This window comes from Pseudomonas cichorii (genome assembly GCF_018343775.1).
Taxonomy (GTDB): Bacteria; Pseudomonadota; Gammaproteobacteria; order Pseudomonadales; family Pseudomonadaceae; genus Aquipseudomonas; species Aquipseudomonas cichorii.
Genome location: NZ_CP074349.1, coordinates 2,406,212 through 2,420,615, shown reverse-complemented (window position 1 = coordinate 2,420,615; position 14,404 = coordinate 2,406,212). Strand labels below are relative to the sequence as shown.

The 14,404-nt window shown below is 54.3% G+C and carries 14 protein-coding genes; 12 read left to right on the top strand and 2 right to left on the bottom strand.

Features of this window, described 5'->3' with window-relative positions:
* Nucleotides 1-192: 192 nt before the first annotated feature.
* From KGD89_RS10755 to KGD89_RS10735, 5 genes are all read left to right on the top strand, one after another.
* Nucleotides 193-405, top strand: coding sequence for a DUF6124 family protein (locus KGD89_RS10755; RefSeq protein ID WP_025259787.1), 213 nt, complete (start codon nt 193-195; stop codon nt 403-405).
* Between the two features lie 146 nt (nt 406-551).
* Nucleotides 552-791: a hypothetical protein gene (locus tag KGD89_RS10750; protein ID WP_025259786.1), complete on the top strand. Its 240-nt coding sequence runs from the start codon at nt 552-554 to the stop codon at nt 789-791.
* Between the two features lie 317 nt (nt 792-1,108).
* Nucleotides 1,109-2,908 carry a reverse transcriptase domain-containing protein gene (locus KGD89_RS10745; RefSeq protein ID WP_025259785.1) on the top strand — a complete coding sequence of 600 codons (1,800 nt, stop codon included), beginning with the start codon at nt 1,109-1,111 and terminating at the stop codon, nt 2,906-2,908.
* A 253-nt stretch (nt 2,909-3,161) separates the two neighbouring features.
* Complete coding sequence (locus KGD89_RS10740) at nt 3,162-4,085, top strand: hypothetical protein (protein WP_025259784.1); 924 nt, start codon at nt 3,162-3,164, stop codon at nt 4,083-4,085.
* A 273-nt stretch (nt 4,086-4,358) separates the two neighbouring features.
* Nucleotides 4,359-5,102 carry a hypothetical protein gene (locus tag KGD89_RS10735; RefSeq protein ID WP_143008678.1) on the top strand — a complete coding sequence of 248 codons (744 nt, stop codon included), beginning with the start codon at nt 4,359-4,361 and terminating at the stop codon, nt 5,100-5,102.
* 264 nt (nt 5,103-5,366) lie between these two features.
* On the opposite strand, the gene KGD89_RS10730 is transcribed toward KGD89_RS10735, so the two are convergent.
* Entirely contained in the window at nt 5,367-6,425 is a 1,059-nt protein-coding gene (locus tag KGD89_RS10730; protein WP_025259782.1) for a LacI family DNA-binding transcriptional regulator, read from the bottom strand.
* A 178-nt stretch (nt 6,426-6,603) separates the two neighbouring features.
* Between KGD89_RS10730 and KGD89_RS10725 the strand changes: the two genes are divergently transcribed.
* From KGD89_RS10725 to KGD89_RS10710, 4 genes are read left to right on the top strand one after another with little or no spacing between them, the layout of a single operon-like run.
* Nucleotides 6,604-7,692 (top strand): fatty acid desaturase family protein, encoded by a 1,089-nt coding sequence (locus tag KGD89_RS10725; protein WP_038399810.1) that lies wholly within the window; start codon nt 6,604-6,606, stop codon nt 7,690-7,692.
* A 45-nt stretch (nt 7,693-7,737) separates the two neighbouring features.
* Nucleotides 7,738-8,058 carry a MocE family 2Fe-2S type ferredoxin gene (locus KGD89_RS10720; protein WP_038399808.1) on the top strand — a complete coding sequence of 107 codons (321 nt, stop codon included), beginning with the start codon at nt 7,738-7,740 and terminating at the stop codon, nt 8,056-8,058.
* A gap of 14 nt (nt 8,059-8,072) precedes the next feature.
* The gene (locus KGD89_RS10715; RefSeq protein WP_025259781.1) at nt 8,073-9,314 is read left to right on the top strand and encodes an NAD(P)/FAD-dependent oxidoreductase; all 1,242 of its coding nucleotides are present in this window, start codon (nt 8,073-8,075) and stop codon (nt 9,312-9,314) included.
* Nucleotide 9,315: 1 nt separating this feature from the next.
* Nucleotides 9,316-10,194 carry a sugar phosphate isomerase/epimerase family protein gene (locus KGD89_RS10710; protein ID WP_025259780.1) on the top strand — a complete coding sequence of 293 codons (879 nt, stop codon included), beginning with the start codon at nt 9,316-9,318 and terminating at the stop codon, nt 10,192-10,194.
* Here the strand turns inward: KGD89_RS10710 and KGD89_RS10705 are convergent.
* Nucleotides 10,145-10,888: a GntR family transcriptional regulator gene (locus KGD89_RS10705; RefSeq protein WP_025259779.1), complete on the bottom strand. Its 744-nt coding sequence runs from the start codon at nt 10,886-10,888 to the stop codon at nt 10,145-10,147. The genes KGD89_RS10710 and KGD89_RS10705 overlap by 50 nt on opposite strands.
* Before the next feature lie 116 nt (nt 10,889-11,004).
* Between KGD89_RS10705 and KGD89_RS10700 the strand changes: the two genes are divergently transcribed.
* The 3 genes from KGD89_RS10700 (at nt 11,005) to KGD89_RS10690 (ending at nt 14,265) form a co-directional block, all read left to right on the top strand.
* Complete coding sequence (locus KGD89_RS10700) at nt 11,005-12,360, top strand: class-II fumarase/aspartase family protein (RefSeq protein WP_025259778.1); 1,356 nt, start codon at nt 11,005-11,007, stop codon at nt 12,358-12,360.
* Between the two features lie 69 nt (nt 12,361-12,429).
* On the top strand, nt 12,430-13,731 hold the full coding sequence (locus KGD89_RS10695) for a cation:dicarboxylate symporter family transporter (RefSeq protein WP_025259777.1): 1,302 nt from the start codon (nt 12,430-12,432) through the stop codon (nt 13,729-13,731).
* Nucleotides 13,732-13,929: 198 nt separating this feature from the next.
* On the top strand, nt 13,930-14,265 hold the full coding sequence (locus KGD89_RS10690) for a hypothetical protein (protein WP_025259776.1): 336 nt from the start codon (nt 13,930-13,932) through the stop codon (nt 14,263-14,265).
* Nucleotides 14,266-14,404: the final 139 nt, after the last annotated feature.

Sequence of the window (14,404 nt, the reverse complement as noted above, 5' to 3'; positions counted from 1 at the left end):
CATCAGTGATCGGGTTTAGCAGCCTGCATAGCTCAACCACGCAAGAGTCACGCCTATATGGCGGCTTTGCGTGGGGCACCTTCGGGTGCGCCGGTTTTGGTTGAGTTACCGGTCTGCTAACCCGCGTCAAAGTCGCCACCCCTCTATCGTTTAGCAGCGAGTGAAAGGTGGCCCGATATAGGTAACTCGACCGTGAAAAAAGTAACCCCCGACCCACCTGTTCCTTCCCTCGAAGAATCCCTGCTGCATATCTCCGAACTGCTGCGCTGCGCAGCCGCCACCGCCTACGAATCCGGCGACAGCCTCAATGGACCGAAACGTGATCTGGCTTTTTCAGTCGTGCATCTGATCGGCATGGCCAGGACTGAACTGGATCGATCGTTGGAGCGGGTGGAGCTGCGTTGAAGCTGTAGTGAAAGTGTGGGACCGGATTAGGTAATGCGCTGCTTATCCGGTCCGACGACGAAAATGTTTCCGGTCCGTACAGCAAATCTTAAAGACACCGAACCAATGCCTGGCAAGGCTGGGGTAAGAGAGCAAAGACTGAAAATGTGATTAGGAGCGAAGCCCCCTCTGCAACGACTCGCCTCAAGGCTGGCAATGGCGCCACCTATACCTTGACTCAAGGCTTCTGGAGCAAGCCCCAGGCAAGCATTCTTCCGATCTTCAACCGCGAGCAACATTTCTGTGGCCTAGGCGTCATCAAGAAAGTCGGCGACCAGGAAAACATCGAACCCATTCAACAACTGCAAATCAAGACCGGGTTCGCATGCCTGAAGTTTGTTATATAGAAACACCGCACGGTATCCGCTGGGAGTTGGTTGAACCGTTTCGAGTGGATACCGCCCTCGGCAGAGGGCAGCTAGCGGCCAAAAAATGTCGCTTTTAGCATGATTGTCTGACACCGGCCTGATGATTCTCCCAGTGCACGTTGACCAGCAATGCGCGCCATGATATCAATTTACCATCGGGCTCGGGGCGCGATTTAACTTTCCACTGACTATATGCGGTGGCCACTGCAAGGGTAGCTTTGCCTGTTCGCGCTATACGTTGACGTTATCGATGGCGCTGGTAGAAGAGAAAATAGCCCCGAGACCCGGTACTACGAATGGATATCGACGAAATTTTCAAGAATTTGTTTGGCCCCGGTTTCAACAGCCTTGATGGATTTTGCCAGTTACTAAAGGTTGATCAGAACAAACTACTGAGTTTTCTTTACAAAAGGAAAGGCAGCCATTACGTAAGCTTTTCCATTTTAAAGAAAAACAAAACTCATCGCACCATCAAAGCCCCAAAACGGGTGATGAAAACAATTCAGCATGCACTATTGCCGCATCTGGAAAAATATTATTCTCCAAAATCTTCCAGCCACGGCTTCGTCAAGGGCAGAAACATTAAGACAAATGCTCAGATCCACGCCAGAAAGAGATATGTATTCAATATTGATCTGAAAGATTTTTTTGAAAGCATTCACTTCGGACGAATCAGAAACCTATTCATGGCTCATCCATTTAATGCACCCCATAATGTTGCGACGGTCATGGCACAAATCTGTTGCAGCGATGGGAAATTAGCTCAGGGCGCCCCTACGTCACCGCTGATATCTAACATGATATGCCGCAAGCTTGACTCACAACTGCAGGCGTTAGCAAAGTCAGGCAAATGTCACTTCACCAGGTATGCTGACGACATCACATTTTCGTTTACCAGCACCGCAAAACATCTGCCTAAGGATATTGTCGAGATTTCCGATGACGGCAGAGCGATACTTGGGCGCGAGCTGGAAGAAATCATCAAATCCAATGGATTTATCATAAATCCTGAAAAAACGCGTCTTCAGCACCGAACGCAGCGACAAATGGTAACCGGGCTTGTCGTTAACGATATGCCGAACGTCACGAGAGAGTTTATCCGTTTAACGAGCTCAATGATCAATGCCCTCAAGCGCTACGGGCCTGAGCTGGCAGAAGCCAGATATCTGGAGATCCTCAAGGGCGAAAATCAGTCACTGCAGCCTCGACAAATTCTGCGGACAAAGGACAATGTTGGCGATTTTTATATCAAGGTGGTCAGAGGACGACTGAACTACATCCAGATGGTTCGAGGGCGAGGTGACAACATATATCGTCGATTGGCTTACGAGTTTACAGTAGCAATAGGCAAAGAAAATACTGAGTTCAAAAAATCACCAGAAGAAATTTTAGGAAACTCAATTTTTGTCGTGAACAATATCATTGATGAAAGCCAAGGAACAGCCTTCCTTCTGGAGGGGGTCGGCATAGTGACCAACGAACACGTCGTGACCGGGATATCCAAAACTATCGCCCGTCACTCCATTTCATTCCACCGTGCCGGTGACCCGAAAGAATACTCCGCAGAGCTTATACTTTCGGACAAGAAAGCAGACTTGGCTATTTTTCATCCCAATGTGGATTTTAAAAACATACCTGCCCTGCAAAAATGCGAAAAGACTATTATTCGCCCCACCGATCCAGTTCTATCTATCGGCTTTCCTAAACATCGAGACGGTACAGCACACTACATTGCGAAAGGTAATACTACCCAACGGCGACGACAGGTTGACCTAGACCTTTGGCTGGTAGATTTTACGCTAATGGAGGGAAACAGTGGAGGCCCTATGTTCAACGACTCAATGGAAGTAATCGGCGTCACAGCTAGAGGTGCTAAAAACAATATCGACGCAGCGCTTTATGGGTTTATACCATTAGAGAGCTTGAATAACTTTACAAAAAGAGCCGACTTTTTGCTCCTAAAAAGGTTGTACGACTATATGGGGGACGGAACGCTAAACCTCTTACCAGAAATTCCCGGCAAAGGGGTTTTTAGCAGCACCTATCAAACAAGGCTTCAGAAGCAGCCTGTCACTACCCTTAACGGACGTAGCTAGAGGTCAGGCAAAGACTGTCAGATCGAGAGGGCTGGCATATCGTTTTCTACCTACATGGAACAGCTAATGAGGGATGGGTACTTAGGATGCTGTTTTTGCTAGAATTTGATACAATTTACTCGCTCCGCTCAGATAATATTCTAGTAAAGAACCGGAGCTAAAACCACGCGATTGACATTAGAGAAAGAGCACTAATTAAATCTATAAAACCACATTGCTAATTTGTATTGGTCACCCACTAAAAGGCTAAAATATGGACAAAGATAAATTGATCCTCGCCAGATTAAATTTAGCACAAGAAATCTTGGAGGAGTCTGACGCACTCCCTGGTGCTGAAGGTTATTCCGTGGATCAAGCCGAAAACTTCGTTCATCACTCACGACACGAGCGTGAAGCACTTGTCGTTTATCTTCTGCTTACTTGCTTCGACTTACTAGGGCAGTCACGAGAATTCATCACATTTTATGAGTGGCTTTCCAGCAAAAAAACCGAAATTCTCTCAGAGCATAGGGATGCGATTGAAAGCCTAGCCTTTGAATCTGATGCGTTTGTAGAAAGCGCAAAAGCACTTCATGAGCATTATAATAAGATTTATGGGGTAACTAGAGCATTTCATGCTGGAGTTGAAAATCTCCCTCCTAGCGCATTAGCTCATCTGCTCGCGTCAGTCAGCGTTTCCAAACGCGACCCAGAATCTCTGAAGCCTGAAAATAAAAACACGATATATCCGACCATGCCAGTAACTAGCGAAGAAAAGCTATATAAGCTAAAGCTTAAATTTCTTTATTCCCAGAGAAACGCTTTCACTCATAAGCTATCGCAAAAGCATACTTCCTCGAACCCAGGAATGTCATGCTTTATTAATTCAACAGGTGATGGCCAATCTCGGTCTCAAGGCGCTTCTTGGACTGTTTGGGTAAGTGACGGAAAAGTTTATTATGGGAGCAGTCAGGAAGGTGATTCAAAGCATGTATTCAGTACTCAAGGCTGGCCTTTCGTTCTTTTTGAAGTTTTGTACTCTGCGATTGGCAAAAAATTTGATCGAACAGAAATTAATTTGAAGTTCTCTGTTTTTGATATTGATAATCATCAAATTTTCCAGACACTTGAGCATAAAGACCTACCAGCTTTTCTTGAGGAAAACTACAGGATCAAACTTAGCGACTGGAGTTTCTAATGCCAGAGCCTTGACCCCATTTACAGGCGCGACTAATTCAGCTCGAAGCCATATATTCTCTTGCCAAAACGCAGACCTGTTACAGATGAGTATAATCTCCTATCGGTTGAAGTTTTTGAATTAACTAGGCGAATTGAGAGGATCGTTAATGCCGTATAGCTTTTCTACGCTGAGCCAGTCATTTTAAGCGCATAAAAAATTGACTTAAGATTTTCGCGAAAATCAAAAAGCACATTTTAGTGTGCGCATCTCAAACGATAAGGTCTAAGTAGCATGAGCGCCGAAGCAAATATATTAGGTAAAGTGGCTGAACTAGGCGGAGCAGCAGCATTAGTTTATTTGGCATCCTTCGTTTATGGCTTTCTTGAAATACAAACTTATTACACAGCGTTCGGGTTGAAATGGTATACACCATTTTTACCAACCAGCTATTTTTCTATGCACTCAGCAGCGACAATGAGCGGCATCATGCTTATGAGTCTAGCCTTCGGAATCTCGATAAAAATCATTTCGTCTTCTTTGTTTGACAAGGTGGTGAGCTTTATAATATTAACATATCTAGCGCTTATAATCATGACTACATATGTTATGCGTACAAAAATCTATCAGCTAGCATCTGAAGCAATGTATTTATTAAACATGATTTTAGCCCCGTCGACCTACGTGATCGGACTGGGTGTCGCAGTTATCGTGGTTAGATACAAAGATTTTCTAAGTAATAGGTTTTGGGGGGTGATAATAGTCGCTTCTACAGTCATGATTTTTTACTCAGCATCTTCCTTAAAGGGTGAGGCTAGAGCAATTGAGGTGATGCGGAACTATGGAGAAAATCTTCCTTTAGTGGATATCAGCAAAAAGAAATGGTCAGTTCTAACAGTTTTTGAAGATAAAGCATTGGTTGTTTATTTTCCACGAGAGCCCGAAAGCCACCCTATTGCAACCATAATTACCATAGATAAGACGCCAATAAATTTTGTATCTCCTGGTTACGTAGGCGATGGATACTTGAAGCATTGAATCCTTCTAGCTGGATGCGTTCGAGAGACTGCTGGTGGCCGATTTCTGCCAATCGCAACTCACAGCACCCACCCCAAAGCCACCCTTGGCCAACAACAATATTCAGCAAACATTGACACAGGAAACCCACCGCCCTAAAACTGCCTACCCTAAACATCTGAAGAATCCAGGGCTATTGCACGGCTACAAGCACAGGGAAAGTAGTAATGAAATTCAGCAAGGCGCAGGGATGCCACTCCAAAAGCCAAAAGCATCGGCCATACCTCAACAGCCCAAAGCCCCACTATTCTCACTCGTCACAATCTGCAAAGGCACATGCACACAATGCCGCTTTGGATCAAAGACTGGCGCTGCCTGCAACTCGACCAGCAGCCGGATCAGGGAAGTGCCGATCAGCAGTGGCTGCGAATCGATCACCAGACTGACTACGCCCTGCTCAAGCGCCTGATGCGAGCTGGACGTCGATTCCAGCAGGATGCTGCAGATCGACGGCCGCTCGGGTAACTGGGCCAGTGCTTTGATAATGCCGTCGCCACCCCCACCTACTACGCACAGTCCGCGCAGGTCGTCATGGCGGGCCAGCAGGTCGAGGGTGGCTTCTTCGGTGATGTCGTCGTTATCCATGTTCACCAGCGGCTCCAGCAGGCGCAGGTGCGGTGCGTGTTGCGTGAGGTAGCTGCGCAGGCCGTCGACGCGGGCCTGATGCCCGAGAAAGCGATGGCCGCCCATCAGCACCCCGACGCATCCTTCGCGGGCACCCGAGATATGGGCGACCAGCCAGCCCATGGTGCGCCCGAATGCATGGTTGTCCTGGCCGACATAAGGCCCTTGCGGGGTCTCGTGGAAGTCCGACAGCAAGGCCACTATCGGCACCCCGGCGGCGCGTATCTGCAGGATGGTCTGGTTGATCAGCGGATGAGCGAAACTGACGACACCCAGCCCGTCATATTTCACCGCCAGTTGTTCGATCTGTCCGGCAATCACGGCCGGGGTACGGTCGGTGATGTACTCGAAGTGGCAGCTGAGATTGGCATCGGTCCAGGCTCGGGCGGCTTCGTTGATGGCCGCTGCAAGGTTGGCGTAGAACTCCTGCGCAGTGCCCAGCAGCAGAATGCCGAAACGATAGTGAGGGCGACGCTCGCGCAGTCGCTGGCCGATCAGGCGGGCGGCGAAATAACCGACCGCTTCGGCGGCCTGCAACACCTGTTCGGCGGTTTGCGGGCTGACCGGAGCCCTGTCGTTGAGCACCCGGTCCACGGTGGCCACACTCAAGCCGGCGCGTTCGGCCACCGTGGCAATCGTAGGACGTTTCTTGTTATTCATAGTTGATCCCTTGATAGAAAACTATCATGCCACTCAGGCTCTGGATGATAGCTTGATAGAGAATGTATTCAAGGGATTGAGCGATTTATTGCAACTGCCTACTCTTTTCTCCAGCGATGCAATCAAACAAACATCGCGGCAAGTTCCAACAATAAACATGCTTGCGGAGAATAATAAAATGCCTGAACACGATTCAGCCTTTGAACAGGGTATTCAATACACGCGTCGGGATTATCGACTGACCGGCCCAGAGGCAGCACGTGCCGCGCAAAAAGGTCTGGTATCGGCAACCTGGTATCAATGCCCTGTCTCTCGCAAGCGCATGAAAGAGTTGATGCAACGCCGCGATGGTCCGGCCCTGCGTGATACCGCGCTGTGGTTTCTGACGCTGGGGCTGTCCGGTTGGGGTGGCTACTGGTTCTGGGGAAGCTGGGCCTGCGTGCCGTTCTTCATTGTCTATGGCGTGCTCTATGGCAGCGCCTCCAATGCCCGCTGGCATGAAACCGGGCATGGCACGGCCTTCAAGACCCGCTGGATGAACGATGCCGTTTATCATGTCGCCAGCTTCATGTGCCTGTTTGAACCCCATGTCTGGCGCTGGAGTCATGCCAGGCACCACACCGATACCATCATTGTCGGTCGGGACCCGGAGATCGTCGAACCGCGTCCACCCAGTCTGTTGAAGATGTTTCTGAACCTGTGCAGCCTGCCCCGCGCACTGGACACCTTTCGCGGTGTCCTGCGCCATGCCCAGGGCCATGCGAGTGATGAAGAACGGGATTTCATCCCTGAATCCGAGCTGCCCAAGGTCTTTCGTGCGGCGCGGATCTGGCTGGTGATTTATGCCCTGACCCTCATGACCGCACTCTATCTGCACAGTTGGCTGCCTTTGATGTTTATCGGTCTACCGGCACTTTATGGCGGCTGGCTTTCCTATCTTTTCGGTATTACACAACATGTAGGGCTGGCCGAAGATACATTGGACCACCGCACTAACTGCCGAACCATTTATATGAACCCTGTGCTTCGGTTCCTCTACATGAACATGAACTATCACCTGGAACATCATATGTTTCCCATGGTGCCTTATCACGCCCTGCCGCAACTTCACGCGGAAATAATCGACGATTGCCCGCCGCCTTATCGCAGCCTGTTCGAGGCTTTCAGAGAAATTTTTCCAACGGTCTGGAAACAGCGCAAGGACCCGACCTACTTCGTTCGCCGCCCGTTACGGGAAAGCAGTGAACAGGCACTTGCCGAGTCCTGAACGGCCCCTCGCTGGATCCCACGAAAAACAACAAGAGAGATTGCCATGACCGACCAATGGATCGACGTATGCGCTGTGGACGACATAGACGAAGAAGACGTCATTCGTTTCGACCATGCCCAGCGCACCTATGCGGTTTACCGCTCTGCCGACAGTGAGTTTTTCGCCACCGACGGCCTGTGCTCCCATGAGGCCATTCACCTGGCCGACGGGCTGGTGATGGCGCATGTGATCGAGTGCCCCAAACACAATGGACGCTTCGATTACCGCTCCGGCCAGGCCTTGGGGGCTCCGGTCTGCGTCAATCTCAAGACCTACCGGGTCCGGGTCGAAGCGGGACGTGTCCTGCTCGGCCTCACCTCATGAAAGGGGGAATCGCCATGCCTGCTCATGACGCTCCACTGGTGATCATCGGCGCCGGGCATGCCGGTGGCCGTGCGGCCCTGACTCTGCGGGCCGAGGGTTACAGCGGTCGTCTGGTGCTGATCGGTGATGAAAGGCACCTGCCCTACGAACGTCCGCCACTGTCCAAGGAATTGCTCAAGGGCACGATGGACCTTGCTGCATGCAGCCTCTGCGATGAGGCCCGACTGGCCGAACTGAATATCGAGCATTTGTCGGGCAACCCGGTGACAGCTCTGGACCCGTCCCGCCATCGCCTGCAACTGGCAGACGGAAACTGGCTGGATTATGCCCGCCTGCTGATTGCCACCGGTGGCCGGGCTCGGCAGTTGCCCATCGCTGCACATCGGCCCGCCAACCTGCTTTACCTTCGGACCCATGACGAAGCCATTGCCTTGCGAACGTCGCTCAAGCCGGGCACTCGCCTGGTGGTGATCGGTGGCGGTTTCATCGGCCTGGAGGTCGCGGCCACTGCACGAGCCCTGGATTGCCAGGTGACCTTGCTGGAGGCCGGGCCGCGTCTGGCGGGTCGAGTCCTGCCAGGTCCTGTGTCCGCCGCCCTGCTGGCACTGCATGTACGCAACGGCGTGAACGTGCGCCTGAATGCAGCCATTGAAACCTTGCAGGGCGCGCCCCGTGTCGAATCCGTGCAACTGGTCAACGGCGAGCTGTTTGCCTGTGACCTGGTGGTCGCAGGTATTGGCATGCAACCCAATATCGAACTGGCCAGAGAGGCAGGTCTTGAGGTCGGCCAAGGCATTCGTGTCGATGAGCAATTGCGTACCAGCGCCCCGGATATCTTTGCCGCCGGGGATGTCTGCGAGTTTCGCCTGCACCCCGAGGATGACTTTCAACGTCAGGAAACCTGGCGCAATGCCGAAGCCCAGGGGCGACATGCAGCCTTGAATATGCTGGGTGCCAGGCAGCCATTCAACGAGGTACCCGGCTTCTGGAGCGATCAGTACGATTGGGGGCTGCAAACCGTAGGGCAGGTTTCAAATAGCGAGCCTGATGCCACACGTGTCACCTCGGCGGACGGCTTCGTGCTGTTTTACCTCGACCCGCAGCACCGCCTGATCGGCGCCTGCGGCTGGGGACCGGGTAACAGCGTCGCCAAGGACATCAAGCTCTGCGAACGGCTGATCGGCAGTCAGATCCGCCTGGATGCGGGGCAACTGGCCAACCCCGACAGGCCACTCAAGCAACTGTTGAGGAGCTGACATGCGTGAATTCCTGATCTTCCAGTCACTCTGGGCAATGCTCGATCATCAGGGGCAGTGCGACCTCTCTCTTGAGGCGCAACTGGAGAAAATCGCGGCAGCCGGGTTTGATGGGATCACCGATCACTTCTGGGTCCCGGGACATGTGAAGCGGCTAGCCTCTGCTGCCAACGCTCAGGGCTTGCAGATCGAAGGCCAGTTGTTTCCCCGCACCGTGGACGATCTGGCCAGAGCCATCGATGTGATTTCACCTTACGGTTGCCACCACCTCACCCTGCAAGCGGATGCGCAACCACGAACAGTGCGCCAGGCCATCGACCTGATCGAGGGCTGGCAGCGACTGGCCGAGCAGGCAGCGTTTCCGATCCTGCTGGAAACCCATCGCTATCGCATCACCAGCGACTTGTTGTTCACCCTGGATATCCTCGCCGAGATGCCGGACCTCAAGCTTCTGGCCGATCTGTCCCATTACGTCGTGGGCCGGGAACTGCCCTTGCCTGCGGCCTCGCAAGACGAAGAGCATTTGCAGACCATTCTGCGCCATAGCTGGGGTTTCCATGGCCGGGTCGCCAACAGTGAACAGGTGCAAATACCCATCACCTTTGCCCAGCATCGGCCCTGGCTGGACTACTTTCTCAAGCTCTGGCGCTACGGCATCGAGGACTGGCTGAACCGCCCGCTCGGCGAAACCGGCAGCCTGTCATTTACCTGCGAACTCGGCCCGCCGCCCTATGCAATCACCGGCCCGGACGGACGTGATATCACCGACCGCTGGGCCGAGGCGCTGTTGCTCAAACAACTGATCGGCGAGGTCTGGAAAGAATGTCAGGCTAGCCGGCGCCAGTACTCTTCTCGCGTTTCATCTGCACCACCAGTGTGAAGCGGTCATCCGGGTGAATGGTTTCGGACACCACCATCAAGGCCCCTGAATCGTCTCGATACTGGCGAATGATCTTCAGGCCGGGCGAGCCCGTCTCGGCATTGAGGGTCCTGGCGATTTCCGGGGTCAGGAGCACCGCTCGCACCTGCTGGTCCACCACGTCGATATGGCGACCGAAATGCTGCTCGATCAGTGCCGCGATCAGTTCGTCGGGGTGCTGCTCGGCCAGTTCGATCACGGCCGAGTAGCCATCCTGCGCGTAGACATCCGTCCAGCACAAAGGCGCATTGATGTTCTGCTGGTCGACCCGAATGCTCGACACGCAAAAGTAGTGTTCCCCCGGCTCAAGCCCCAGACGCCGGGCTTCGGCGATATCCGCAACGAAATGACGAACGTTCTGGATGCTGCGCACCTGCGTCTCGGCCAGATGAACCAGATCCGACACCGATGCCAATGAATGCGAGTAGCCGCCTCTCGGCGAGCTGGCTTCGACCCGCGTCCCCACCCGCTTGCGTCGTGATACCAGGCCCTGATTCTGCAACTGGGTGATGGCCGCACGCACGGTATGGCGGCTCACGTCATAAAGCTCACATAACTCGAACTCGGTGGGTAACAGGCTCCCCACCGGGTAGCGGCCGCTGGCAATGCCCTCCAACAGGTCCTTTGCAACAACCGCATAGCGCGTCTGGTTCATACCTTTCATCAGTCCCGGTCTTTCTGCGAGTTGACAGTGTATCAGCGAGCGGGCAAGAATTATGTACGTACATTTTAAATATGTCCGACCAATAACAACATATCAGGTACCTCTTCATGTCCAGCACCGTTTTCGACTCCGCCCTCTTTCGCGATATGTTCGGCACCGCCGAGATGCGCGCCGTGTTTTCCGACAAAGCCCTGATCGAACGCTATATCGAAGTCGAGGTAGCCCTCGCTCGTGCAGAAGCCCGATGTGGCGTGATCCCCGCCAAGGCGGCCGAGCAGATCGCCGAACTGGCCACTTACTCGTCGCTGGATCTGGCGCTCATGCAGCACGAAACCGAAATCGTCGGTTACCCGATCCTGCCTCTGGTCGAACAACTGTCCAAAACCTGCGGCGAAGCCGGACGCTATGTGCATTGGGGCGCGACCACCCAGGACATCATGGACACCGCTGTGGTGTTGCAGGTACGCGCAGCCCTGGCCATCGTCGAACGTGATATCCAGAGCGTGCGCAACCTGCTGGCCGGTCTGGCCCAGCGTTATCGCGATACCCCGATGGCTGGCCGGACTCATTTGCAGCATGCCCTGCCGATCACCTTCGGCTACAAATGCGCCGTCTGGCTGAGCATGTTCGACCGCCACGCCGAGCGTCTGGTGGAACTGCGCCCGCGGGTGGAAGTCGGGCAGTTCGCAGGGGCCGCAGGCACCCTGGCCTCGCTGGGCGACAAGGGCCTGGAAGTACAGGAAGCCTTGATGGCCGAGCTGGGCCTTGGCGTCCCTCAGGCGACCTGGCATGTCGCTCGTGACGGGCTGGCCGAAACCTTGAACTTCCTTGGGCTGGTCACCGGCTCTCTGGGCAAGATCGCGCTGGACATCATGATGATGATGACCAGCGAACTGGGCGAAGCGTACGAGCCCTTCGTCAAGGGACGTGGTGCCAGCAGCACCATGCCGCAAAAACGCAACCCGATTTCCTGCGAGCTGATGTATGCCGCCGCCAAGGGTGTGCGCCAGCAAGCAGGCCTGATGCTCGACGCCATGATTCAGGATTTCGAGCGCTCCACCGGCCCATGGCAGGCCGAATGGATCGCCATTCCCGAAGCCTTCGCCTTGAGCGCCGCGTCCCTGGGCCAGGCGACCTTCATGCTCGCCGGGCTTGAAGTACGTCCCGAGCGCATGCGCAAGAACCTGGACATGACCCAAGGCCTGATCGTGGCCGAAGCCGTGATGATGGGGCTGGCTCCGGCATTGGGTCGCCAGGTCGCCCATGACGTGGTGTATACCGCCTGCCGCATGGCCAACGATCAGGGCATCAGCCTGCTCGACGCCCTTCTCGCCCAAGGTGAAGCCACCGCGCAACTGGACATCGAGGAACTCAAGCGCCTGACCGATCCGGCCAACTATCTGGGCCTGGCCCCGCAGATGGTCGATATCGCCCTGGCCCGAGAGGGCTCCGTCAAACGCTGATCCTCCGAAGGCCCGGTCAAGGCCGGGTCATTGCCTTTGCTTGCCAATAAAAACAATGAGATTGCAATCATGTCCACGACCACCAAGAAACCGTTCTACAAGGACCTGACCTTTCAGGTCATCGCTGCGATGGTGCTGGGTATCGCCTTCGGCTTCATGGCTCCGGAGCTGGCGGCCAAGTTCAAGATCCTCGGCGATATCTTCCTCAAGCTGATCAAGACCGCCGTTGCACCACTGGTGTTTTTCACCGTGGTGCATGGCATCGCCTCGGCCGGCGATATCAAGCGGGTCGGCAAGGTAGGCCTGCGCGCCCTTATCTATTTCGAGATCGTATCCACCATTGCTCTGGCGCTGGGTCTGCTGTGGGGCAACCTGTTGCAGATCGGCTCAGGTATGCATGACGCACACCCGAGCAGCAACACCTCGGCAGCGGCCAGTGCGGCAATCGCCAAGGGCCACGCACCGACCTCGACGCTGGACTTCATCTACGGGATTTTCCCGGACAACTTCATCGGTGCCTTCTCCGGCGGTCAACTGCTGCAAGTGCTGGTGATCTCGGTGTTCTTCGGCTTTGCACTGCTGGCGCTCAAGCCGGAACGCCGGGAAGTCATCGAGGATGGCCTGAACCGCATCTCCGAGTGCTTCTTCGAGTTCATCAACCTGATCATGAAGTTCGCGCCTCTGGGTGCATTCGGCTCGGTGGCCTACGCCGTCGGCAGCAACGGCACGGCGGTATTGATGTCGCTGGCCAACCTGGTGCTGATGTTCTACGTCTGCGTGGCCTTCTTCATCTTTGTAGTGCTGGGCGTGGTGTGCCGTATTTCCGGGTTCAGCCTGTGGCGCTTCCTGAAGTACATCAAGGATGAAATCTTCATCGTTCTGGGAACGGCTTCCTCGGAAAGCGCCCTGCCACGCCTGCTGCAAAAGCTGGAGAAGTTCGGCTGTTCCAAGCAGAGCGTGGGCCTTGTACTGCCTACCGGCTATGCCTTCAACCTGGACGGCACGTCCATCTACATGTCGCTGTGCGTGCTGTTCATCGCCAATGCCTACGGCGTGCCGCTGAGCTGGGAGCAACAACTGGGCATCATCGCCCTGATGCTGGTGACCTCCAAAGGCGCCGCCGCCGTGTCGGGAGGCAGCTTTGTGGTATTCGCTGCGACCGTGACCGCCATCGGCGTACTGCCAGCCGAAGGCCTGGCGCTGCTGTTCGGGGTCTACCGCTTCATGTCCATGGCCATCGCCACCTGCAACACCATTGGCAATAGCGTCGCAACCGTGGTGGTTTCCAAATGGTCGGGCGAGTTTACCGAAGCAACAGCACAGGCCGAATACAGCCGTGTGCTGGGGCGTAGTCCGCAGGCTGCGTTGTAATTTATCGCTGATGCATCCACCAGCCCCGGTTCTCCGGGGCTTTTAGTTTCTGCTCAATCAAAAAACACCAAGACGACGAACGGCACGTCATATCCCCCATCAAAACGACGAAAGGCACGTTCCTCCGCTATTCAGAACGATAGTGTAGGAGTAGATTTTGGATCCAATGGCTAGCGCAATTCATCCGCAGGAGCATCGATGAGAATTCAGGCTTGTTTGTTGGCTCTACTGATCCCCGTATTCTCGGCCAATGCCTCCGAGAGAGCCATTTCAGTTCCCGGTGACCCGACCGGTGCTTACGCTGTGGTGAAAAAAAGCGGCACAGCCGGACAGCGTGTCATCGTCACCAAACGTGAAGGTTTCCTGGGCGTGATCTACTCAAAGCGCGTCTATGACTGCCAGAACCGCACGGTGAATCTGGTGGGCACCGGTGCAACGCTTGAGATCATGGAACAATCGCACCCTGTCAGCAGCATGGGGCCGATCATTCGTGACTCCACTGCTGAATATCTTCATGCGGAAGCTTGCAGTTGATCGGCTGACACCTGGCCGTCAATGACACCTTCGATTCATCCCTCCGCCCCATAGAGCCCGACCAGATCGGGCTCTATGCCTGCTGATACCCGCCCGATACTTCCCCCCCGCACACATGCCGACACACCTCTCGCACTCT